This window comes from Halorubrum halodurans (assembly GCF_002252985.1).
Lineage (GTDB): Archaea > Halobacteriota > Halobacteria > Halobacteriales > Haloferacaceae > Halorubrum > Halorubrum halodurans.
In genome coordinates this window covers 1-21,126 of sequence record NZ_NHPJ01000005.1, presented here as the reverse complement: position 1 = coordinate 21,126, position 21,126 = coordinate 1, and the positions used below count along the sequence as shown (strand labels likewise).

Sequence of the window (21,126 nt, the reverse complement as noted above, 5' to 3'; positions counted from 1 at the left end):
GGAGAGGTCGACGGGCCGGAAGTCCGACCCGACGTCGCTCGCGACCGTCCTCCTCTACGGCGTCGTCGGGGTCGGACCGGTCTCGGTCGCCGCGTTCGTCGGTCGATACGGACGCTCCAGGCGTGCTTCGACCCCGACGCGGACGGCTACTTCGTCCGGGACGACCACGACCCGCCGAACGGGGAATCGGGGCCGTCCGGCGTCGGGAAGGCGGGAGTCCGGCGGCGGCTCACCAGGTGTCGTGGAACGTGTCGAACTCGATCTGATCGAGGGGGCGTTCGCCGATCGCGGCCTCGTACTCGCCGGGCGTCAACATGGGCTTGTGGAACCGGGGGCCGTCGTCGGTGGTGATCCGGGGACAGCCGGTGTTGACGAACGCGTCCATGTCGAAGTTACGGAGCCGGTCCGGCGTCACCTCGTCCATCGTGATGAGGTAGGCGTCGTCGTTGTTCTCGACGATCTCCTGTGCCGTCTCCCAGCGACCCTGGCCGATCTTCGTACAGAAGATGACGCCCCACTTCTCGGCGTCCATCGCCTTGTGGACCGAGGCGTAGCGCTGTTTGAGGAACTGGTCGTGTTCGGCGATCGACACCGCGTTGTTGACGGGATCGGCGATGACGACGGTCTTCTCGGGGTGTTCCATCGCGAGCCCGACCGGGTGGAACTTCCCGCCGCCGACGTACAACACCTGGTCGGCGGGGATGTCCGCGGAGGCGTAGTTACAGCCCAGGACTTGCCCCTCCTTCGTGAGCCGGTCGTCGCCCCGGCGGGTGTGGACCTCGTAGCCGCGCTCCTCGAGCCAGTCGGTCATCTCCTCGAAGCGGTTCATGTGCTGGGCGGTCGTCACGAGCCCCACGTCGGGGTCCGCCTCGGGGTCCGGAAGCTCCGCGAGCGACTCCTCCATGATCGGGAACGGGTCGACGTTCGAAAAGAGGGGGACGTAGACGATGCTGTCCGACTCCTTCATCGGCGTGTGGCCGAAGTGGACGAAGACGTCCGTCCGGCGCATCAGGTAGGTGTCGAGGTCACAGGCCCCGTAACACGGCTGGCCCGACAGCATGAACGTCACGTCGTCGGGGGCGACCTCCCGGAGGTCGTCGGCGACCTGGGGGCCGCGGCGCTTGAGTCCCTCCGGGAACTGGAGGCCGACCTTGCTCGCGTCCCGCTCCTCGATGGCCTCGACGATCCGGTCGAGCTCGTAATCCCACTCTCGGTCGTGTTTCAGCGACATCCCCGTCTTGGTGAGGTCGCCCTCCGTGGACCCGCTCATGTCGATCGGATCGTGGGTCTGGACGGTTAAACCGCGCGTTCGACGGTCGAGCCGTCGAGGAGGCTCGAATCGTCGGGGACGCTCGAGCCCGATCGGGTCGGCGGCGAGGCGAACCGGTCGACGCCGGCCGGTTACTCCACGTCGCTGCCGCGGAACAGCGCCAACTCCTCGGCCTCGTAGATGTTGATGAGCTCGGTCACGATCTCGTCGTACTCCTCGCCGTCCCGCCGGAGCGCGTCGAGGCGTTCGACGGTGCTCTCGTCGAGGTGTATCTGCGGCATAGGTGGGGGTTCGTCGCCGGAAGGCAAAAACGCACGGTCGGGTTCGCGGACGCCGGGGACACGACCGTCGACCGCCTCCCTCTCCGCGTTCACCGAAGCTCCTCGCCGGACCGGACGGAGATCCCCCCTCCGGACGACCCCTCCGCGAGCGCCCGACGGGCCGACCGTCGCACGTCGTCCGCGGTGATCCCGTCGCGCTCGAAGACGATCGCGCCGTTGAGGTCGACGACGCTGTCGGGCTCGGGGACGAGATCGAGCACCTCCGCGGTCGATATCGGGCGGGATCCCTCGCGTTCCGCCCCGACGAGCTCCGGGAGCGTGTCGGCCCACTCGAAGAACGGGTGGTACTCCGATCCGGGTCGCGCCTCGACCGACGGCAGCGACCGCCACGCGACGGCGTGGGCCGTCTCCGAGAGCGAGCGCACCCGAACCAGCCCCGGCGTTCCCCCCTGCTCCGGCGTGACCGCGACGGTCGAGGGATCGCCGGCGAGACGGACGTCCGCGACCTCGCGAACCCGCGCGAGCGCGACGCTCGACGCGAGCGGCGTCGCGGTCGCGAGCAGGCCGACGAGCGTCCGGACCCGCTCGGGACCGAGCACGCCGTCGACGGCGATCGCCCCGTGCGATCCGGCCGCCACGGCCGACGCCGCGGGCGCGACGCGCCGGGCGTGCTCGAACGCCGTCATCGTCGGGACGCGGTCGAGGTCGGCGAGATCCAGGACGCCGTCGGAGCAGGCGATCCGGCTCCCGTCGGTCGGGAGCGAACACAGACACAGCCCGACGCCGGGGTCGGCGAGGGGATCGCGGGCCGCCTCGCGGGTCGGACGGTCGAGGACCTCCCACGCGTCGATCCCGTCGGGCGGCTCCGGCTCCGTCATGGCGCGCTCGACGGCCCGAGCCCGGTCGTCCGAGTCCGCGAGGAACGCGACGCGGAGGTCGCCCTTCGTCGGCCGGGGCCGGGCGAGCGCGTTCTCGTAGGCGGCGACGCTCAGGGCGGCCGCGCCCGAGGCCAACGGCGCGTCGTCCGGGCTCGGCGTCCCGCTCTCGAGCGGGAGGTCGGACGCGATCGCGGCCGCGATCGGCGCGCCCGACCCGGCCGACGCGCCCCCCTCGCGAGAGCGAGCGCGGTCCTGGAAGTCTGCGCGGTCACGGCCGTCCGCCGTCGACGACCCGCGAACCCGGATCGGCGCGAGCAGGTGCGCGAGGTGGCCGAGGAGCTCCATCCCCGCGGGACCGGGCCGGAGGACCGCGGTCGTCGCCCGGTCGGGGAGGTACGGCTCGACGGTCTCGCGGTCGACCTCGAGGTACTCCATCAGCCGGTCGCTCGTCGAGCGGTCGGCCAGGTTCGGCGGGTAGAAGGGGAGCTCCCCGCCGATACGATCGTACTCGTATCGCTCGGAGGGGACGTACCCCTCGGTCCGGGCCAGCGAGTCCAGGAACAGCGTCGTCCCGAGGAGGTCCGCCGCTCGGCGCTCGAGCGCGGCCCCCTCGCTCGGCAGCGGCTCGACGAATCCCGTCTCCAGCCGGAGCTCCGGATCCGCGCCGGCGACGACGGTCGCGCCGAGGTAGTACGCCAGCGGCGCGACCCGATAGACGTCCGCGTACGTCGCCGGGACCGCGATCTCGACCCCGGCGTCCGGCGTCGCGAGGGACGCGGGTATCTCGAGTTCGTCTCCGCGCGCGATCCGCGGCGGGTACCCGCGGAGCGTCGGCCAGGAGCGCTCCGGCGACGCCTCGGCGATCGACGAGCCGAGCGTCGACACCGCGGCCGCGAGCGCCTCCGGGTCGTCGGGCACCGTCATCGTCGCCTCCGGGCGGGTGTGGAGCGACCGTCCGCCGACGGTCACGGTCGTCGGCCGGTCGAACGCGACCTCGACGGCCCCGCCGTCGGCCATCCCGGTCGCGGAGACCTCGACGTCGACCGCGCGGACGAACGCCTTCGTCACCCCGACGACGTCGAGACAGTAGGAGCCGCGCGGGAGCGTGAGGTCGTCCGTGAGCTCGGCGACGAACTCCCCGCCCGACTCGCGGACGCTCACCGTCGCGTACTTCGGGATCGACACCGACCCGGCCTCGAGGCTCACCGCCCGGTCGACGGGGAGCGCGAACAGGTCGACGAGCGCGGGTCGCGGGTCCGGCTCCCGGTCGAACCGGAGCGCGAGTCGCGTCTCCTCGAGCGCGTCGCGGACGTACAGCGTCTCGCCCGCCGTCTCGAAGGTCACGCGACGACCGTCGTCCGATCCAGTCATCGAACGCGAGACTCCCGCGACGCGTATGACGGTGTCGGTCGATCCGGGGAGGCGGGAACGCGGCGGTCGGCTTCGTATCGGGATCCGGGCGGAACGCTTTTTCCCGCCCGACGGCCAGCGGTGGCATGGACTCGCCCCTCGAGACGGCGCTCGCCGACGCCTTCCCGGACCGGCCGGTCGGGGGGCTCGCCGACGTCGGCCCCTCCTGGAACGGCGGCAACGAGACCGTCGGCGTCGACTTCGCCGACGGCGGCCGCGCGTACCTCAAGGTCGCGCTCGACGGGGACGGGAGCCGGATCGCGCGCGAACGGGCGGTCCTGGAGTACGTCTCCGCGCGACGCGAGATCCCGGTTCCGGCGGTCGTCGCCGCCGACCCCGACGCGAACCCGCCCTACCTCGCGACCGCGCCCGCGCCGGGACGAGACCTCCACGCAGTCCTCGAGGGGACGGACGACGATCGGCGGGAGGCGCTGTTGCGGCGCGTCGGCGGGGCGCTCGCGACGCTCCACGCGGTGCGGTTCGAGCGTCACGGGGAGATCGTCGGCCGCGGCGGGATCGAGGGAATCGGGGAGGCGAGACGCGAGGTCGCGGGCGGTCGCGACGGTGACTCGCCCGCGAGCGACCGCGCCGACGACCCCGACGCGCCCGGCCTCGCGGTCGCGGCCGCCTCGTGGACCGACACGCTGCGCTCGACGATCGAGCGCACCCGCGAGATCGGCACGACCGACCGGCTCGCGCGCCACTTCGACGCCGTCATCGACTGCGTCGAGTCGAACCGGGAACGCCTCGATCGCGCGCCCGCGGCGCTGCTCCACGGCGACGTCGCGCCGCCGAACGCGTTCCTCGCGGCGGAGGGAAACGGGGAAGCGGACGGGGACGGGAGCGGGAGAGAGGAGGAGAGAGACGCCCCGCGCGTGGGACTGCTCGACTGGGAGCTCGCTCACGTCGGCGACCCCGCCCGCGACCTGGTCCGCGCCCGCGACCAGCTGTGTAACGGCTTCGACTACGAGGGGCCGGAGCGGTTCGGCGAGGCGGTGTACGAGGGGTACCGCGAGCGGGCCGGGGACCTCCCCGAGGGGTTCGCGGAGCGACGAGCGATCTACCGAGTGGTTCGGGTTCTCGGCCGGTCTGGCTTTCTCGACCAGTGGGTGAGTTACCTCGACGAGCCGATGGACGGCCTCGTCGACCGGATCGACGCGGAACTCGACGCGCGGCTCGCGGCGGTCTGACTTCTCGCGAACCCCTCGCGACCGCTCCCCGGCGCTACCCTCGGTTCCAGGCCGCGTCGTCCGGGTCGATCGTCCGATCGCCGTCGGCCAGCCCGTCGATCTCGGCGAGGTCGTCCGCGGGGAGGTCGACCTCCAGCGCCGCGAGGTTCTCCGTCACGTGGTCGCCGGTCGCCTTCGGGATGGGGACCACGTCGCGGGCGAGCGCCCACGCGAGCGCGACGACCGCCGTGGAGGTCCCGTTGCGCTCGGCGACGGCCGCGAGCGTCGGGTCGTCGAGCAGGTCGCCCCTCGCGAGCGGGGAGTATCCCACCAGGTGGTGGTCGAACTCGGCGGCCAGTTCCCGGATCTCGGGCTGCTGGAAGCGCGGGTGACACTCGACCTGGTGGGCCGCGATCGGCGACTCGAGGATCTCGCGAGCTTCCCGGAGCAGGTCGGGCGTGAAGTTGGAGACGGCGACGTGGTCGGTGACTTCCTCCTCCCGGAGTTCGTCGAAGACCGGAAGCGTCGTCTCGGGGTCGTACGCCTTCGTGGGCCAGTGGACGTACAGGAGGTCGACGCGGTCGAGGCCGAGCCGGTCGAGGCTCTCGTAGGCCGTCTCGCGGGCGTCCGCGGGCGCGAGGTTCGTCGGGTGGACCTTGGTGGCGACGACGATCTCCTCGCGGTCGACGTCGGCGGCCGCGATCCCCTCGCCGACCGCGGCCTCGTTGTCGTACATCTGTGCGGTGTCGACGTGGCGGTAGCCGGCCTCGAGGGCGGTCACCACGCTCTCCGTACACTCCGCGGGGTCGTCGAGTCCGGACGTGCCGAGCCCGAGTCCGAGGTCGATCGGCGGCATACCCACACGTTTCCCCGCCGGGTGAAAAGCCCACGGCAGCCGGAAACGAGGGGGCTCCGTCGACGGGACGACGGTTCCATCGTGTTTTCACGCGGTAGGAACCCCGTCCTCGTTATTTGAGTGGGGGTGGCGTACTCCCGACCGTCATGACCGACGGGATCCACGTTCAACTCGCGGTGTCGGCCTGCGACGCCTGTCCCGTGGCGACGCTCTCCGCGGCGACGACGGTCGAGGACGTGCGCGTCGACCCCGTCGACGACACGGTCGAGTTCGTCGCCCCCGAGCCGCCGGACGACCCGCCGTCCGCGCTGGAGTTCGTCGAGTTCGGCGGCCGCGCCCACGGCCGCTACGAGATCGCACGCGGAGAAAGCGACCGGGACGATGCCGCCCGCGACGAGGCCGCCCACGACGAGGCCGATCGGGACGACGTCGGTCGGAACGGGGACGGCCGCACGCGTCCCGCGACCGACGGGGGGCTCGCCGTCGGCGGATCGACCGGAAGCACGGGCCTCCGCGCCGGCGACGCGGCCGTTCCGCCCGCCGCCGACGGCGCCGAAAACGACGGGATCGACGACGGGTCGTCCGGCGACGGCGTCTGTGCCGGCTGCTCGTGTGGCGGGCTCTCGGCGGCGTTCGCGGACTTCCCCGTGTCGCCGCGCGAGACGCGGATGGACGACGGCGAGCTGCTCGTCTCGTTCGTTCTGAGCGGCCACGAGGAGCTCGAGGCGGTCGTCGACGGGTTCGAGGACGCGGGGCTCGACGTCGAGCTTCGCCGACTCCTCGTCGACCGGTGTCCGGACGACGGTCGGTGTGACGTCGTCCCCGTCGATCTCACCGGCGTGACCGACCGACAGGCCGAGGTCGCGGCCGTCGCCGCCGAACGCGGTTACTTCGAGTCCGACGGCGCGTCCGCGGCCGACCTCGCCGACGAGCTCGGCATCGCGAAGTCCACCGTCTCCGAACACCTCCGGCTCGTGACGGCGTCGCTCTTCTCGCAGGTCTTCGCCGAGGGACGGGATACTTAAACCCCCGAACAGTTCGCCGGCAGGCATGCGGACGGGTAGACGGTAGTGATCACCAGCGGGGTCGAACGGGCGCGTTCGGCTCCGGGAACCATGACCCGGTGGACACAGCTCGGACCACGTGAACGCGAGATCCTCGCCGTCCTGCGGCGCGCCGACGCGCCGCTCACGGCCCGCGATCTGCTCGACGCGGTTCGCCGCCGCGGCGACGAGGTCGCGTACGCGACCGTCAAGCGAACGGCGGACCGGCTGGTCGAGAAGGGGCTCGTCGACCGCGACGCGGAGACGCACTGCGGGACGACCCGGCACCGATACCGGTTCGACGCCGAGGCGGCTCGAGACCGGCTCCTCCCGGCGTTCGCCGACGAGCTACGGGAGGTACTCGGCGAGGCGGCGGCGGAGCGGCTCGCGCGAGCGGTCCGAACGGAACGAGACGGCGACGACGGCGGAGACGCCGCCGTCGTCGACGCCCGACCACGACACGATGACTACTGACCCGAATCCGACCGACGACCGGGAGGAACGGAGCGACGACCAGCGCGACGACGCGGCGGGAGCCGCGTCCGCGATCGACGGGGGCGCGACCGACGACGAACCGGCCGACGACGGTCCCGAGATCGTTGACGGGCGCACCGTCGAGCACCTGATCACCGACCACGAGCGGGACATCGCCGAGACGGCCGAGGGGACCGACGCGACCGCCGCCCGGCGGCCGAACCTCGACCTCCCACGGCTGGAGGTCGGCCGACGCGACTTCATGAAGGCCGGGGCCGCGGTGGGCGCGATGACCGGCCTCGCGGGCTGTACGAGCGTCCTCTCAGACGAGGGGAACGGCGGAGGCGGTTCCTCCGGGGGAAGCGGCGAGCACGCCGTCGCGCCGGGCGAACACGACGAGTACTACGGCTTCCTCAGCGGGGGTCACACCGGCGAGATCCGGGTCGTCGGGATCCCGTCGATGCGCGAGCTCATGCGGATCCCGGTGTTCCAGACCGAGAGCGCGCGCGGCTTCGGCCACGACGCGAAGTCGAGCGAGGTTCTGGAGGAGGGCGGCGGCTACACGTGGGGTGACACCCACCACCCGCGGGTCTCCCAGACCGACAACGACTACGACGGCCGCTGGCTGTTCGTCAACGACAAGGCGAACGGGCGGATGGCCCGCGTCGACCTCGAGTACTTCGAGACGGACGCGATCACGAACGTCCCCAACAGCCAGGCCGTTCACGGCGCGTGTATGCAGCTGCCGGACACCCAGCTCGTCTTCGGCGTCGGCGAGTTCCGCGTGCCGATGCCCAACGACGGCCGCGACGTGGACGACCTCGACGCGTACGGCTCCGTCCTCACCGCCATCGACCCCGAAACGATGGACGTGGAGTGGCAGGTCGAGGTCGACGGCAACATGGACAACGGGGACGGCGGCAAGGAGGGTCGCTGGTTCTTCGCGACCGGCTACAACAGCGAGGAGGGCGTCACCCAGGGCGAGATGGCCCGGTCGGACCGCGACTACGTGAAGGCGTTCGACATCCCCGCGATCTGGGACGCCGTCGAGGCGGGCGAGTACGAGGAGATAAGCGGCGTGCCGGTCGTCGACGGGACGATGGACAGCCCGCTCAACGAGGGCGACCGCCCCGTCGTCCGCTACGTCCCGACGCCGAAGAGTCCCCACGGGGTCAGCGTCACCCCCGACGGGAAGTACGCGATCGCCTCCGGCAAGCTCGACCCGACCTGTACGGTCATCGGGATCGAGGAGATCGCGGAGGTCGACGACCCGCAGGACGCGATCCTCGGGCAGCCGCGGGTCGGAATGGGGCCGCTCCACACCGCCTACGACGACCGCGGCCACGCGTACACGACGCTGTTCATCGACTCGCAGGTCGCCAAGTGGGACTACGAGGCGGCGGTGGAGGCGGAGGCCGGCTCCGAGGAGCCGATACTCGAGAAACACGACGTCCACTACAACCCCGGCCACCTCATCGCCTCGGAGTCGTACACGGCGTCGCCGCAGGGCGACTACCTCGTGTCGCTGAACAAGCTCTCGAAGGACCGGTTCCTCCCGGTGGGTCCGATCCACCCCGAGAACGACCAGCTGTTCTACATCGGCGACGACCAGGCCGGAATGGAGCTGGTGAAGGACAAGCCGTCGTACCCGGAACCGCACGACGCGAGCGTCGTCCACAGGGACAAGATCGAGCCGGCGAAGACGTGGGACCGCGACGACTACGACCTCGAGTTCGTCCCCGAGGGCGAGGAGTCCTTCGAGCGGGTCGACGAGAGCACCGTCGAGATCGAGATGTGGGCGCGCCGCAACGAGTACGCGTTCCCCGAGGTGACGGTCCGGGAGGGCGACGAGGTGACGATCCGGATCTCCAACGTCGAGACCACGAGCGACGTGATCCACTCGCTGGCGATCCCGGAGTACGACGTCAACCTCGCGTTGGCGCCCCAGGACACGCGCGAGGTGACGTTCACCGCCGACCACCCCGGCGTGTTCTGGGCGTACTGCGCGTACTTCTGTAGCGCACTCCACCTCGAGATGCGCTCGCGGATCCTCGTGGAGCCGCGGGACGGCTGAGGCATCGAACGACGAACCGCCGAGGCGCCGGACGCGGCCGTCGCCCGCTCCGACCGCCACCCCGACACCACCCCACACACCATGACCACCCCACTCCGGCGACTGACGGAACTCAGACGGGCCCTGCCAGTGACGGCGGCGGCGATGTTCGTCGTCGCGCTGACGGTTCCCGTCTGGCGGATCGCCTTCGAAGCGCCCCAGTACCCCGACGGGTTGCTCGTCACGCTGTACGCGTACCCGCGGCTCGGCGGCGACTTCGCGGAGGTACAGGCACTCAACCACTACGTCGGGTTCTACTATCCCGACCCGGTGTTCGTCGACCCGAACTACACGGTCCACCCGGACGCGATCGCCGCCCCGGAGTGGATCCTGGGGCCGGTGGTGTTCCTCGCGGTGGCGGCCGCGGGCGTGTTCGTCGCGCTCGCGCCGACGGAGCGGAAGCTCCGGCTCGGCCTCCTCGGCCAGCTGGTCGGGGCCACGGTCGCGTTCGTCGGCACGTTCGCGATCGTCCAGTACCGGCTCCACCAGGCCGGGCACGCGCTCGGGGAGGACGCCCCCGTCGTCGGCGTCGCGGAGTTCACCCCGCCGCTTTTGGGCGGCTATCGGATCGCCAACATCAGCGGGGTGGCGTGGTTCGGGCCCGGCGGCTACCTCGCCGGGGCGGGCTTCCTCCTGCTCGTGGTCGCGTACCTGTTGCGCGGCTCGCGACTCACGGCCGGCGAGGCGGCCGCCGCGCTCCGCCGGCGCGTCTCGAGGGACTCTCCGGAGGACGACGACCGCGGCGACGCGGGGACGGGGGTGTGACCCGATGAGCCGCCTCCGGTCGCTCGGCGGGGTCGTTTCGACGCGCGCGGTGGCGCTCGCGACCCTCCTCGTCCTCGTGGTCGTGCTCGGCGGCACCGCCGCCGCCGTCGGGACGGGTGGGGGAGCGAGCGCCGGGCTCGAGGGCGGGAGCGAGGCCGTCGGCGGCGAGGCCGTCGAAGGCGAGGCGATCGGGAGCGACCCGGCCGACGCGACGAACGTCACGGACGCGCTCGTCGACGTCGACGCGGACGAGCCGGACCGGCCGACCGAACCGGGCGCCGCCAGGGTGGTCCCCGGTTCCACCGACGCGTCGGCGGATTCCGCCGCGGGCGAGAGCGAGACGTACGACGACCTCGCCGCCGCCGTCGACGCCGCGGGGCCGGGCGCGGTCGTCGAGGTGTCCGGCGTCTTCGAGCCGGCCGAGACCGTCGTCCTCGACGAGCCGAACGTGACGGTCCGCGGCGCGGGGGCCGAGGCCGCGCTGATCGACGGCGGCGGCGAGGACACCGTCCTCGCGGTCCGCGCGGCGAACGTCACGGTCGAGGGGATCCGGATCCACGACTCCGGCGAGGACCTCGAGTCCGAGGACGCGGGCGTCTTCCTCGCCGAGAACGCGGACGGGGCGGTGCTCGCGGACCTGTACCTCTCCGACGTCGCCTTCGGCGTCTGGGTGAACGGCGCGGACCGGATCGTCGTCCGCGACTCGCGGATCGAGGGGACCGAGAACCCGCGGTTCGTCGACCGCGGCAACGGGATCAACCTCTGGGAGACGACGGGCTCCGCGATCCGGAACAACGAGATCACCGGGGTCCGCGACGGGATCTACTTCTCGTGGGCCTCGGACGTCGAGACGACGGGGAACGCGCTGTGGGACCTGCGGTACGGCGTCCACTACATGTACTCCGACGACAACCGCCTCGCGGACAACGTCGCCGTCGGCAACGACGTGGGCTACGCGCTGATGGTGAGCGAGGGCGTCGAGGCCACCAACAACACCGCGGTCGCGAACCGCGGGCGGAGCGGCCACGGGATCCTGCTCAAGGAGATCGAGGACAGCGTCGTCCGCGGCAACGACCTCGTCGCCAACGACCGGGGGCTCTTCCTCTACAACGCCCAGCACAACGAGGTCCGCGGGAACCTCGTGTACGCGAACGGGGTCGGCGTCCACCACAGCGCCGACACCCAGGGAACCGTCGTCGTCGGCAACGACTTCGTCGGCAACGGGGAACAGGTGTTGACGACGACCCGCGAGCTGCTGGCGTGGAACGGGAGCGCCCGCGGCAACTACTGGTCGGACGCCCGCGTGGCCGACAGCGACGGCGACGGGATCGGCGAGGCCAGACACCGGCCGGCGGGCGCGGCCGAGCGGCTCGTCCAGGAACACCCGAGCGCCGCGGTCTTCGCGAACGGCCCCGCCTTCGACGCGATCCGGCTCGTCGAGAGCCGGTTCCCGGTGGTCGAGACCGCGGGCGTGGTCGACCACCGCCCGCTCGCGAGCCCCTCCCACGACCTGGAGCCGTATCGCCCGTACGCCGCGGCGGTCGACCCGGCCGTGGAGTACGACGACGACCCCGGAGACCGACACCACTGACAATGCGCATCGACATCACCGACGTCCACAGACGGTACGGCGACCTCGAGGCCCTCGCCGGGGTCGACTTCACGGTCGAGCCCGGCGACGCGTACGGCCTCGTCGGCACCAACGGCGCGGGCAAGTCCACCCTGTTCCGGCTCGTCGCCGGCCACGAGCGGCCCGACGCGGGCCGCGTCGAGGTCGGCGGCCGCGACGCCGCGGCGGCGGGCTGGCGGGTCCGCGAGGAGATCGGCTTCCTCCCGGAGGACCCCGGCTTCCCGCCCGGCGAGACGGGCCGGGAGACGCTCGCCTTCCACGCGGACGTCCGCGGGATCGGCTCCGGCCCCGACGACGCGGCGGCCCGGATCGAGGGCGCGGCCGAGACGGTCGGGCTGGCGGGCGCGATCGACCGCCCGATCGGCGGCTACTCGAAGGGGATGCGCCGGCGGCTCGGGCTCGCGGCCGCCCTGTTGGCGAACCCGTCGGTGCTGCTCCTCGACGAGCCGACCGCGGGGCTCGACCCGAACGGCGTGGCCGCCCTGCGGGAGGTCCTGACCCGCGTCCGCGACGGGACGAACGCGACGGTTCTGCTCGCGTCGCACGCCCTCCGGGAGGTCGAGCGCGTCTGCGACCGCGTCGGCGTCGTCGACGGCGGGCGGCTCGTGGCGGAGGGGACGCCCGCCGACCTCGCCGACGGCCACGAGGACGGGCTCGAGGGGGCGTTCGTCTCGCTCACCGGGGGTGGTCGCGATGCCTGAGCGCCGCGAGGGGAGCGCGGGCGGCGACGAGGGGATCCCCGACGGCGGCGTCGCCGTCGACGACGCGCGGACCGCCCCGGCCGAGACGTCCGCGGCCGCGTCGCTCCCCGCGCGCCTCGCCGCCGGGCTCCCGCGTCCGGGGATCGTCGCCCGCCTCGCGCGGCGGGAGGCCCGCCTGACGGTCCGGCGCGGGTGGGCGCTCGAGCTGACGCTCCTGTTCGCGGCGTTCGCGCTCCTCCTGGCGACGTTCAGCGGGTCGAGCGTCGCGCCGAGCGGGTACGACCCCGTGGTCGCGAGCTACGTCGAGCTGGCGACGTACCTCGTGCCGCTCGCCGCCCTGGCGTTCGGCCACGGCGCGGTCGTCGGCGCGGCCGAGCGTGGGCGGCTCGGCGTGCTCCTGACGCTGCCGGTCTCGCGGGCGGAGACGGCGATCGGGATCCTCGCCGGGCGGGCGGCCGTCCTCGCGAGCGCCGTCGTCCTCGGCTTCGGCGGCCCCGGCCTGTTGCTGTTGCGCGAGTTCGGGCTGGCGGGGTGGCCGACGTTCGCGGGGTTCCTGCTCGCGACCGTCGCGGTCGCGGTCGCGCTCCTCGGCGTGGGCGTGGCGATCTCCGCGCTCGCGCCGACGTCGACGTTCGCGCTGGCGGGGGCGCTGCTCGTCTGGGTGTGGACCTCGCTCGTCCACGACCTGCTCGCGCTCGGCGTGCTCTCGGCGTTCGAGGGAGCGGGCGAGTTCGTCGCCGCCATGATCGTCTCGAACCCGGTCGCGACGTACCGCCTGCTCGCGCTCGCGCCCACCGACGCCGCGAGCGCCGGCCTCGCGGCCGCGCTCGACGGCAGCGGCCTCTCGACCGGGCTCCTCCTCGCGTCCCTGCTCGCATGGGTCGCGGTCGCCGGCGTCGTCGCCGCGGTCGCGCTCCGACGGAAGCGGGTCTGAGACGCCGGGGTCTCCGGGTTCTTTCCCGCGGGATCGCCCTCAGTCCCGCTCCGCGAGGAACCGCGCGATCCGGTCCGTCGCCTCCTTCAACTCGCGCATCGAGGTGGCATACGAGACGCGGAGGTGCCCCTCGCCGCCCGCGCCGAAGACGGAGCCGGGGACGACCGCGACGCCCTCCGCCTCAAGGAGCGCCTCGGCGAACGCCTCGTCGTCGCCGCCGCACTCCGGGAAGGCGTAGAACGCCCCGCCGGGCTCGAACGTGTCGAGGCCCATCTCGTTGAACCGGGAGACGACGAGCCGGCGGCGGCGGTTGTACTCCTCGACCATCTCCGTCACCTCGTCGTCGCAGCTCCGGAGCGCCTCCAGGGCGGCGATCTGGGCGGTCGTCGGCGCGGAGAGCATGGTGTACTGGTGGATCCGGTTCATCGCGTCGATGGCGTCGGCCGGGCCGAGCGCGTAGCCGAGCCTGAGCCCGGTCATCGCGTACGCCTTCGAGAAGCCGTTGACGACGACGGTACGCTCGCGCATTCCGGGCTGGGTGGCGATCGACGCGTGGTCCCCGCGATACGTGAGCGCCGAATAGATCTCGTCGGCGACGACGCGGAGGTCGTTCTCGCGACAGAACGCCGCCACCTCGGCCAACTGGGCGTCGGTCATCGTCGCGCCGGTCGGGTTGTTCGGGTAACAGAGGACGAGGAGGTCGGCCTCGCCCGCGCCGGCCGCCTCGAGCCGCTCGGGCGTGAGCGCGAAGTCGTCCGCGGCGCGCGTCGGCACCGACAGCGGCTCGCCGCCGGCGAGCTCGACGCCCGGCGCGTACGAGATGTAGGAGGGCTCGTGGATCGCCACGACGTCGCCGGAGTCGACGAGCGTCCGGAAGGCTAAGTCGACCGCCTCGCTCGCGCCCGTGGTGACGAGGACCTCCTCGCCGGGGTCGTACGGCTGGTCGTATCGCTCGTGGTGGGCGGCGATCGCCTCGCGGAGCTCGGCGGTGCCGCGGTTGGCGGTGTAGGAGGTCCGGCCCCGCTCGAGTCCGCCGATCGCGGCGTTGCGCGCGGCCCACGGCGCGGAGAAGTCGGGCTCGCCGACGCCGAGCGAGATGACGTCGTCGCGGGCCTCCGCCAGCTCGAAGAACTTCCGGATCCCCGACTCGGGGAGCTCGCGGGCGCGGTCGGCCGTCCTCATGGCGAGACGGAGAGCCGGTCGTCGTCGTCGCCGTCGGCGAAGCGGACCCCGCCGTCCTTGTACGTCTCCATGATGTAGTGGGTGACCGTCTGGGTGACCTCCGGCATCGGCGCGACCTGTTCGGAGATGAACCGGGAGACGTCCTGCATCGAGCCGCCGAGGACCTCGACCGCGAAGTCGTAGTCGCCGGAGACGAGGTGTAGCGCGTCGACCGCGGGGAACCTCGCGATCCGGTCCGCGACCTGCTCGTAGCCGGTCTCGCGGTCGAGCTCCACGTTGATCTCGACTATCGCGCGGATCTTCCCCTCCTCCGTGCGGTCCCAGTCGACGACGGCCTGGTAGCCGTGGACCACGCCGTCCGCCTCCAGCGACGCGACGGCCTCCTCGACCCGTTCCGCGTCGAGGCCCGTCTGGGCCGCGATGTCCGCGATGTCCTCGCGAGCGTTCCGCGCCAACACGTCGAGTACCTCGCGCTCGGCTTCCATACGGACACGTCGGCGGGTGGCGGTTTGAATATGGCGGCGCACGCAAGCGTCCCCGCGAGCGCGGGACTCGCCGCGGCCGCCGCGATCCGCTCCCGGCCCCGTCGAGTCGGGCCGACGGGGGTCACCGGTCGGTGGAGTTCACCGGTCGGTTGGACCGATCGCCGCGCCACAGTCGGGACAGACGTCGTCCTCGCGTGCGACCGCGAGGTCGCACGCCGGACAGAACCGGCGGTCGCAGGCTGGATCACCCATGTCCGGTCCGAGACCGCCGAGCGACAAAAATCCCGGCGCGTCCGGCCGCGAACCGTAACCCCTTTTGAAGCCGTGATCTCCGTGTCGGTGTGAGCAACGCCGACAGCCGGTCACAGTTCCGGGCGCTCTACCTCACGCGGTTCGCCGAAGGGTTCGGGTTCATCACGCTCTTGACGCTGCTCCCGACGTACATCAACACGCTGGACCCGCAGGCGACGACCGTGCTCGGCGTGACCGTCTCGGCGGGGTTCATCATCGGGATGTACACCACCGGGTTCACGCTGGCGCAGACGGTCGCGGTGGTGCCGCTCGCGTGGGCGGGCGACCGGTTCGACAAGCGGCGCGTTCTCCTCGCCGTCCTCGCGGTCGGGGCGGCCGTCTACGCGCTGTTCCCGGTCGTCGACTCCTCCGCGTCGTTCGTCCTGATCCGCGGACTCCAGGGGGTCGCCGTCACCGGCGCGTCGCTGATGACGCTCTCGCTCGTCGGCCAGGTCGCCGAGACGGGCACCCGCGCCGACAAGATCGGGAAGGCGAACGCGGCCTCCTTTGCGGCCTCGATCGTCGGGGCGCTGTCGGCGGGCGTGATCTACGACGCCGTCGGCTTCGGCCCCATCTTCACCGTGATCACCGCGCTCATGGTCCTCGCGTGGGCGGTGATCTGGGGCGTTCTCGACCCCGATCCCACCCGCACCGAGGGGTTCCCGTTCACCGATCTCGCGGTCAACCGCAAGATCGTCTCGATCACGGCGTTCCGCGCGCAGTACGCCTTCGCCGTGACGATGGTCCGGACGTGGGTGCCGATCTACGCCGGGACCGCGATGGCCTCCGGCGGGCTCGCCGTCGGCGCGACCGCGGTCGCGGTCACCGTCACGATGGAGAAGGCGACCAACATGGTCGGCCAGCTGTTCACCGGCCGGCTCTCGGACGGCTACGGCCGGTCGCTGTTCGTCTTCGCGGGCGGCGGTGCCTACGGACTCGTCGCGGTCTGTATCCCCTTCGCCCCCGCGATCGGGACCGCCCTCGGAGCCGACGTGACGCTCCCGTTCCTCGGCGCGCTCCCGCCGGCGTACCTCCCGCTCGTCGCGTTCTCCGGGCTGCTCGGCGTCGCCGACTCCTTCCGCGAGCCCGCGAGCATGGCGCTGTTCGCGGACGAGGGGACCGACGAGGGCGGCGTCGCCTCCAGCTTCGGCATCCGCGAGCTCGTCTGGCGGCCCGGATCGGTCGCGGGGCCGCTCCTCGCCGGGTGGCTGATGGTCGAGGTGAGCATGGCCTCGGTGTTCCACGTCGGCGGCGCGTTCGCGATCACGGGCGTCCTCGCGTTCCTCGCGCTGTTGGTCCGCGACCACGGCCGGGCCGCGCTGACGACGTGGTGAGCCCGCGCCGACGACGAGCCCGTCAGGGACGAGCGGCGAGCCCACGCCGGCCACGTGGCGAGGTCACGCCCGACGCGGCGCGAAGCCGGCGATGGACGGTCGGCCACGTTCTCCGGCGATCCTTTCAGGGAGTGGAAGATTGAAGCCCCGAACGCCGGTGTGTCGGGTAGTGAGCTCCCTCGAACGGTACGTTTCCGTGCCGCGGCGGGTGATCGCGGACCTCCAGGGCGGCGGTCGGGGAAAGGCGCTCTCCGCCGTCGCGTTCGGCTGGTTCCTCTCGATCAGCACGCGGATGATCTACCCGGCGTTGCTCCCCTCGATCCGGTCGACGTACGGGCTCACGCTCACCACCGCGGGCCTGCTGTTGACCGTGCTGTGGGTCGCCTACGGGGTCGGACAGCTCCCCGGCGGGATGCTCGCCGACTGGGCGGGCGAGCGGACCCTGCTCGTCGCCAGTTCGCTGCTGGCGGCCGCGATGCTCGCGCTCGTCGTGCTCGCCGACTCGCCGCCGGTGCTGTTCGCCGGGACCGCGCTCTTCGGGCTCGGCACGGCGACGTACGGCGTCTCGCGTTTCACCGTCCTCAAGGACATCTACCCGGACCGGCTCGGCACGGCGACCGGGGTGACGATGGCCGCGGGCGACGTGGGCAACGCGGTGATGCCGCCGGCGGCGGGCGTGCTCGCGGGCGCGATCGCCTGGCAGTACGGCTTCGGCGTCGTGATCCCGCTCTTCGTCGTCGCGGCGGGCGCGCTCTGGCTCACGGTCCCGACCGACGCCTCCGAGACCGTCCCGATCCGCGAGGCGTTCTCGGTCGACGACCTCGCGCCGCTGTTCCGGCGGCCGGTCGTCCGCCACTCGATGGTCCTGCTCATGCTGTGGGCGACGGTCGTCCAGGCGTTCATCGGCTTCTACCCGACGTACCTGATCGACGCGAAGGGGTTCTCCTCGACGACCGCGACCGTCCTGTTCGGCTTCTTCTTCGCGCTCGGGAGCCTGATCAAGCCGGTCGCGGGACGGGCGTACGACCGCGTCGGCGTCCGCTATCCCCTGGCGGTCATGATGGGGATAACCGCCCTGACGCTCGCCGCGCTCCCGTTCGCGACCGGGCTCCCGTCGTTCGTCGGGCTCACCGTGCTCGCGAGCGCCATCCTCGGCTACGAGACCGTCGTCATCTCCAACCTGACCGACCGGCTCCCGGACGGCTCGCGCGGAAGCAAGCTCGGCGCGCTGCGCACGGTGTACATCATGGTCGGAGCGGTGAGCCCCGTCGCCTTCGGGGCGGTCGCCGACCGCGGCTACTTCGACGAGGGGTTCCTCGGGATCGCGGCGGTGAGCGCCGTCGTCGTGGCGTTCGCGCTCGTGTACGTCGACTACTGAGGCGCCGGTACGGACGGGAGGGGCGGCTACCGCCTCGAGAGCGCCGCCCGGTAGTGGTACCCGTCCTCGCCGCGGGCGACGTCGACGACCTCCCAGCCGGTTCCGACGGCGGCCTCCCGGAGCCGATCGGGACTGAACAGGCGGAGCTGGAGGATCGGGTCCCGCTCGCCCTCGTACTCGAAGAACATCACGCGGTGGGCGAGTCCGGGCGTCGGGTCCTCGCGGTACCCGATCACCTCGCTCGTGGCGGGGTGGTCCGGGTCGTAACAGTCCACGACGGCGGTTCCGTCCGGCCGGATCACGAACGCGAGGTCGTCGAGGAACGCGGAGAGACCCCGCATCGAGCCGACGAGTCCGAGGTGGGTCCCGTTCAACAGCGCGGAGCCGAACCGGTCGCGGTCGAAGTCCTCGGCGAGGTCGAACATGCTCCCCCGGCGGGCGTCGGCGACGCCGCGTTCGCGCATCGTCTCCACGAGCGCGGGACTCGGCTCGATGGCGACGGTCTCGAACCGTTCCTGGAAGTACAGGGCGTGTCGGCCGGTCCCGGCGCCCACGTCGAGCAGCGGTCCCTGGAGGTGGGACCCGAGCCAGCCGTTCGTTCCCACCTCGGGGTCGAACGGGGTGAAGTAGAACGACTCGATGGGGTGTTCCGTCGTCTCCGCGCCGTCCGAGTGGAGGAGGGGTTCGGTCCGTTCGCCGCGGTGGTGGTCCCGGATCGCCCGACCGAAGGCGTCGGGGGCCGCCGACTCGTCGGCGTCCGGATCCGAGCGGGACTCGGCGTCGTTCATGACGAACGACACGGCCCGAGTCGGCAAAAATCCCCGTTGAGAGTCGGTACCGCGGTGCGAGCGACGTCGGAACCGGGTCGGTTCCGCGACCGATCTTTTGGCCGGCCTAAAGACCGCAATCGTTTTGTATGTTTAGGGTAGCCTAAAGCGTGTGTCGAGGGATCCGACGCCGCTCGGGACCGACGCCCGTCGTCCGATCCGGTGCCACAGCGGAGGCGAGCGGCCGTGAGGCGGGCCGCGCGGTACCTCCTCGCGCTGTACATCGCCGAACACCGGTCGGCGCCGCCGGTGTCCTCCGGCCGAGTCGCGGAGCTGGTCGACCGCTCGCCGGCCGCGGCGACGGAGATGCTCCAGCGGCTCGAGGACGACGGCCTCGTCGAGCTGGAGCCGTACCGTGGCGCGACGCTGACCGAATCGGGCCGCGAGCGCGCGAGCGACCTCCACGAGACGTACGTCGCGCTCTCGTGGTTCTTCCGGGACGTCCTCGATCTCGACGCACACGAGCGCGAGGCGATGGAGATGGCCGGCCTGTTGAGCCCCGACGTCGCCGACCGGCTGGTCACGCTCCTCGTCGACGACGCCGGCGACGTGGAGGGCCCCGCCGACGTGCCGACCATCCCGCCGTCGCGGGAGTGACTCCGGTCGCGCCGCAGGGAGCGCCGTCGACCGGACCCTTTTTGTTTTAGGTCTCCCTAAACAGAGTCGATGCCAACAGGAGCTCACCCCCGCAGCGAGCCCCGCTCCGGAGCCGATCACGAACCCGAACCGGACGGAACGCCCGATCTGAACGTCTGTGAGGGGCGTCCGGGCCGGTCCGTGTTCATCGAGTCCGGCAACACGGACGGATGGATCGCGGTCGACGACCCGGTCGACGTGGTGCGATGACCGATCCCGCCGACACCTCCGGAGCCGACGACCCGTCCGGGACCGACGACTCCCCCGAGACCGACGGATCGCCCGCGATCGACGACCCGCCGGCGGACGCGCCGGACGACGCGGTCGGGTCGGGATCCGCCGACGGGGACGACTCCTCGGAGACGGCGGAGGAGCCGACGCTCATCCGATCGGGTCGGAACTTCGAGCGCGAGTACCGTCTCGACGCGAGCGAGGCGGGAGCGTTCCTGATCGAGCTGGGCGAGAAGCTCAGGGACGGCGACGAGCTCCGGCTCGCGACCGACGAGTGGGAACTCCCCTTCGCGTTCGGCGAGCCGGTCGAGCTCGAGGTCGACTTCGAGGGGACCGGCGAGCCGGCCCTGGAGATAGAGGTGGAGCTGCCCGGACGGACCGACGACACCGCCCCGGACGTCCGGTGACGGCACCCGGCCGGTTCGAGCGGGTCGGCTCGGGCGTTCGGCGAGCGGGTCGGCTCCGGCGGTCGCCTCAGTGCGTCGCGGAGTCGGTGACGAGGGTGTCGTCCTCGAGGTAGTGTTCGATGTGGTGGGCGTGTTCCTCGATGGTCTCGAGCTGCTCGCGGAGCATCTCGCTCGTGGCGTAGTCGCCGAGGCCGTCCGCGAGCTCGATGTGCTGGCGGTAGCTCTCGATGACGTCGCCCATCATCTCGAGGTCGTTCGCGAGCGAGGTCCGGACGTCGTAGACGTCCTCGTCCTCCGGCTCGACGGTGGCGTTCTCCGCGAGCGTGGTCATGCTGGCGTGCGGAACGCCGCCGAGCGCCTGGAGCCGTTCGGCCAGCTCGTCGGCCGCGTCCTCGACGTCTTCGTACACTTCCTGAAGGAAGACGTGGACGTCGAGGAACTCCGCACCCTCCACGTTCCAGTGGTGTTTGTGTAGCTGGTGGTACAGGACGTACGCGTCCGCGAGGTCGGCGTTCAGCGCGTCGATGATCTGTTCGGCCTTCTCGGTCTCGAGTCTGAGGGCGTTCTCCTCGACGGTGCCCGCGCGCTGGCGGGTCTCCTTCTGCGTGCTCATGACGGCTCATCGTACGACCCGTACCTACTTATATCTTATCAACATCCAAACACTTTTCGTACGGCCTAAAACTCGATTCTCGTCGAGTTCGCCCCGGTGAAACCGGTCAATCGTCTGAAAGGGAGACGACCGCGATGGAACCGATCACCGAGGATCGTTTCACCGACGAATACCCGAATTTTCCGGGAGAATTCCATGGCTAATGGGACGGGTGTTTC

At 71.8% G+C, this 21,126-nt stretch carries 21 protein-coding genes; 13 read left to right on the top strand and 8 right to left on the bottom strand.

Annotation, left to right across the window (positions count from 1 at the left end):
• Positions 1-229 precede the first annotated feature (229 nt).
• The 3 genes from dph2 to DJ70_RS00650 all read right to left on the bottom strand — a co-directional run bounded on the left by dph2 (position 230) and on the right by DJ70_RS00650 (position 3,800).
• Complete coding sequence (dph2, locus tag DJ70_RS00655; protein ID WP_094529151.1) at positions 230-1,270, bottom strand: diphthamide biosynthesis enzyme Dph2; 1,041 nt, start codon at positions 1,268-1,270, stop codon at positions 230-232.
• 131 nt (positions 1,271-1,401) lie between these two features.
• On the bottom strand, positions 1,402-1,551 hold the full coding sequence (locus tag DJ70_RS17115; RefSeq protein WP_179233915.1) for a DUF7557 family protein: 150 nt from the start codon (positions 1,549-1,551) through the stop codon (positions 1,402-1,404).
• Between the two features lie 89 nt (positions 1,552-1,640).
• On the bottom strand, positions 1,641-3,800 hold the full coding sequence (locus DJ70_RS00650) for a hypothetical protein (RefSeq protein WP_094529148.1): 2,160 nt from the start codon (positions 3,798-3,800) through the stop codon (positions 1,641-1,643).
• 125 nt (positions 3,801-3,925) lie between these two features.
• Between DJ70_RS00650 and DJ70_RS00645 the strand changes: the two genes are divergently transcribed.
• Positions 3,926-5,029, top strand: coding sequence for a phosphotransferase family protein (locus DJ70_RS00645; protein ID WP_094529144.1), 1,104 nt, complete (start codon positions 3,926-3,928; stop codon positions 5,027-5,029).
• 34 nt (positions 5,030-5,063) lie between these two features.
• On the opposite strand, the gene DJ70_RS00640 is transcribed toward DJ70_RS00645, so the two are convergent.
• Entirely contained in the window at positions 5,064-5,864 is an 801-nt protein-coding gene (locus tag DJ70_RS00640; protein ID WP_094529142.1) for an aldo/keto reductase, read from the bottom strand.
• A gap of 146 nt (positions 5,865-6,010) precedes the next feature.
• Between DJ70_RS00640 and DJ70_RS00635 the strand changes: the two genes are divergently transcribed.
• From DJ70_RS00635 to DJ70_RS00605, 7 genes are all read left to right on the top strand, one after another.
• Positions 6,011-6,889, top strand: coding sequence for a helix-turn-helix domain-containing protein (locus tag DJ70_RS00635; protein WP_094529139.1), 879 nt, complete (start codon positions 6,011-6,013; stop codon positions 6,887-6,889).
• A gap of 90 nt (positions 6,890-6,979) precedes the next feature.
• Entirely contained in the window at positions 6,980-7,381 is a 402-nt protein-coding gene (locus tag DJ70_RS00630) for a BlaI/MecI/CopY family transcriptional regulator (RefSeq protein WP_094529136.1), read from the top strand.
• Positions 7,371-9,455 carry a TAT-dependent nitrous-oxide reductase gene (gene nosZ, locus DJ70_RS00625; protein ID WP_094529133.1) on the top strand — a complete coding sequence of 695 codons (2,085 nt, stop codon included), beginning with the start codon at positions 7,371-7,373 and terminating at the stop codon, positions 9,453-9,455. Before DJ70_RS00630 ends, nosZ begins: the two co-directional genes overlap by 11 nt.
• An 81-nt stretch (positions 9,456-9,536) precedes the next feature.
• On the top strand, positions 9,537-10,259 hold the full coding sequence (locus DJ70_RS00620; RefSeq protein WP_094529130.1) for a hypothetical protein: 723 nt from the start codon (positions 9,537-9,539) through the stop codon (positions 10,257-10,259).
• A 4-nt stretch (positions 10,260-10,263) separates the two neighbouring features.
• The gene (gene nosD / locus DJ70_RS00615) at positions 10,264-11,850 is read left to right on the top strand and encodes a nitrous oxide reductase family maturation protein NosD (protein ID WP_094529128.1); all 1,587 of its coding nucleotides are present in this window, start codon (positions 10,264-10,266) and stop codon (positions 11,848-11,850) included.
• Between the two features lie 2 nt (positions 11,851-11,852).
• On the top strand, positions 11,853-12,590 hold the full coding sequence (locus tag DJ70_RS00610) for an ABC transporter ATP-binding protein (protein WP_094529125.1): 738 nt from the start codon (positions 11,853-11,855) through the stop codon (positions 12,588-12,590).
• Complete coding sequence (locus DJ70_RS00605) at positions 12,583-13,524, top strand: ABC transporter permease (RefSeq protein ID WP_094529122.1); 942 nt, start codon at positions 12,583-12,585, stop codon at positions 13,522-13,524. The genes DJ70_RS00610 and DJ70_RS00605 overlap by 8 nt, the downstream gene beginning before the upstream one ends.
• 39 nt (positions 13,525-13,563) lie before the next feature.
• On the opposite strand, the gene DJ70_RS00600 is transcribed toward DJ70_RS00605, so the two are convergent.
• Both DJ70_RS00600 and DJ70_RS00595 read right to left on the bottom strand, forming a co-directional pair.
• Entirely contained in the window at positions 13,564-14,706 is a 1,143-nt protein-coding gene (locus tag DJ70_RS00600; RefSeq protein WP_094529119.1) for a pyridoxal phosphate-dependent aminotransferase, read from the bottom strand.
• Positions 14,703-15,191 (bottom strand): Lrp/AsnC family transcriptional regulator, encoded by a 489-nt coding sequence (locus DJ70_RS00595; protein WP_094529116.1) that lies wholly within the window; start codon positions 15,189-15,191, stop codon positions 14,703-14,705. The genes DJ70_RS00600 and DJ70_RS00595 overlap by 4 nt, the downstream gene beginning before the upstream one ends.
• 341 nt (positions 15,192-15,532) lie before the next feature.
• On the opposite strand from DJ70_RS00595, the gene DJ70_RS00590 reads away from it, so the two are divergent.
• Together DJ70_RS00590 and DJ70_RS00585 are read left to right on the top strand one after the other, a co-directional pair.
• Complete coding sequence (locus DJ70_RS00590) at positions 15,533-16,816, top strand: MFS transporter (RefSeq protein ID WP_094529113.1); 1,284 nt, start codon at positions 15,533-15,535, stop codon at positions 16,814-16,816.
• A gap of 169 nt (positions 16,817-16,985) precedes the next feature.
• Entirely contained in the window at positions 16,986-18,194 is a 1,209-nt protein-coding gene (locus DJ70_RS00585; protein WP_218827776.1) for an MFS transporter, read from the top strand.
• Positions 18,195-18,220: 26 nt separating this feature from the next.
• Here DJ70_RS00585 and DJ70_RS00580 read toward each other — a convergent pair whose 3' ends face one another.
• Entirely contained in the window at positions 18,221-18,982 is a 762-nt protein-coding gene (locus DJ70_RS00580) for a class I SAM-dependent methyltransferase (RefSeq protein WP_094529108.1), read from the bottom strand.
• Between the two features lie 225 nt (positions 18,983-19,207).
• Here DJ70_RS00580 and DJ70_RS00575 point away from each other — a divergent pair, with 225 nt between their 5' ends.
• The 3 genes from DJ70_RS00575 (at position 19,208) to DJ70_RS17675 (ending at position 20,295) form a co-directional block, all read left to right on the top strand.
• A complete protein-coding gene (locus tag DJ70_RS00575; RefSeq protein ID WP_094529105.1) occupies positions 19,208-19,618 on the top strand; it encodes a metal-dependent transcriptional regulator in 411 nt (136 codons plus the stop codon).
• A gap of 69 nt (positions 19,619-19,687) precedes the next feature.
• Positions 19,688-19,867, top strand: a complete 180-nt coding sequence (locus DJ70_RS00570) for a hypothetical protein (RefSeq protein ID WP_094529102.1) — start codon at positions 19,688-19,690, stop codon at positions 19,865-19,867.
• Positions 19,868-20,040: 173 nt separating this feature from the next.
• Positions 20,041-20,295, top strand: a complete 255-nt coding sequence (locus tag DJ70_RS17675) for an amphi-Trp domain-containing protein (RefSeq protein WP_094529241.1) — start codon at positions 20,041-20,043, stop codon at positions 20,293-20,295.
• Between the two features lie 67 nt (positions 20,296-20,362).
• Here the strand turns inward: DJ70_RS17675 and dpsA are convergent, their stop codons facing one another.
• Entirely contained in the window at positions 20,363-20,908 is a 546-nt protein-coding gene (dpsA, locus tag DJ70_RS00560) for a DNA starvation/stationary phase protection protein DpsA (RefSeq protein ID WP_094529099.1), read from the bottom strand.
• Between the last annotated feature and the right edge of the window lie 218 nt (positions 20,909-21,126).

Excerpts from the sequence above, each read along its gene's own strand:
- nosD (WP_094529128.1), top strand. The coding sequence starts at position 10,264 with ATGAGCCGCCTCCGGTCGCTCGGCGGGGTCGTTTCGACGCGCGCGGTG.
- DJ70_RS00580 (WP_094529108.1), bottom strand. The coding sequence starts at position 18,982 with ATGAACGACGCCGAGTCCCGCTCGGATCCGGACGCCGACGAGTCGGCG.
- DJ70_RS00635 (WP_094529139.1), top strand. The coding sequence starts at position 6,011 with ATGACCGACGGGATCCACGTTCAACTCGCGGTGTCGGCCTGCGACGCC.
- nosZ (WP_094529133.1), top strand. The coding sequence starts at position 7,371 with ATGACTACTGACCCGAATCCGACCGACGACCGGGAGGAACGGAGCGAC.
- DJ70_RS00600 (WP_094529119.1), bottom strand. The coding sequence starts at position 14,706 with ATGAGGACGGCCGACCGCGCCCGCGAGCTCCCCGAGTCGGGGATCCGG.
- DJ70_RS00610 (WP_094529125.1), top strand. The coding sequence starts at position 11,853 with ATGCGCATCGACATCACCGACGTCCACAGACGGTACGGCGACCTCGAG.
- DJ70_RS00640 (WP_094529142.1), bottom strand. The coding sequence starts at position 5,864 with ATGCCGCCGATCGACCTCGGACTCGGGCTCGGCACGTCCGGACTCGAC.
- DJ70_RS00645 (WP_094529144.1), top strand. The coding sequence starts at position 3,926 with ATGGACTCGCCCCTCGAGACGGCGCTCGCCGACGCCTTCCCGGACCGG.
- dph2 (WP_094529151.1), bottom strand. The coding sequence starts at position 1,270 with ATGAGCGGGTCCACGGAGGGCGACCTCACCAAGACGGGGATGTCGCTG.
- DJ70_RS17115 (WP_179233915.1), bottom strand. The coding sequence starts at position 1,551 with ATGCCGCAGATACACCTCGACGAGAGCACCGTCGAACGCCTCGACGCG.
- DJ70_RS00620 (WP_094529130.1), top strand. The coding sequence starts at position 9,537 with ATGACCACCCCACTCCGGCGACTGACGGAACTCAGACGGGCCCTGCCA.
- DJ70_RS00630 (WP_094529136.1), top strand. The coding sequence starts at position 6,980 with ATGACCCGGTGGACACAGCTCGGACCACGTGAACGCGAGATCCTCGCC.
- DJ70_RS00605 (WP_094529122.1), top strand. The coding sequence starts at position 12,583 with ATGCCTGAGCGCCGCGAGGGGAGCGCGGGCGGCGACGAGGGGATCCCC.
- DJ70_RS00570 (WP_094529102.1), top strand. The coding sequence starts at position 19,688 with ATGCCAACAGGAGCTCACCCCCGCAGCGAGCCCCGCTCCGGAGCCGAT.
- dpsA (WP_094529099.1), bottom strand. The coding sequence starts at position 20,908 with ATGAGCACGCAGAAGGAGACCCGCCAGCGCGCGGGCACCGTCGAGGAG.
- DJ70_RS00595 (WP_094529116.1), bottom strand. The coding sequence starts at position 15,191 with ATGGAAGCCGAGCGCGAGGTACTCGACGTGTTGGCGCGGAACGCTCGC.
- DJ70_RS00650 (WP_094529148.1), bottom strand. The coding sequence starts at position 3,800 with ATGACTGGATCGGACGACGGTCGTCGCGTGACCTTCGAGACGGCGGGC.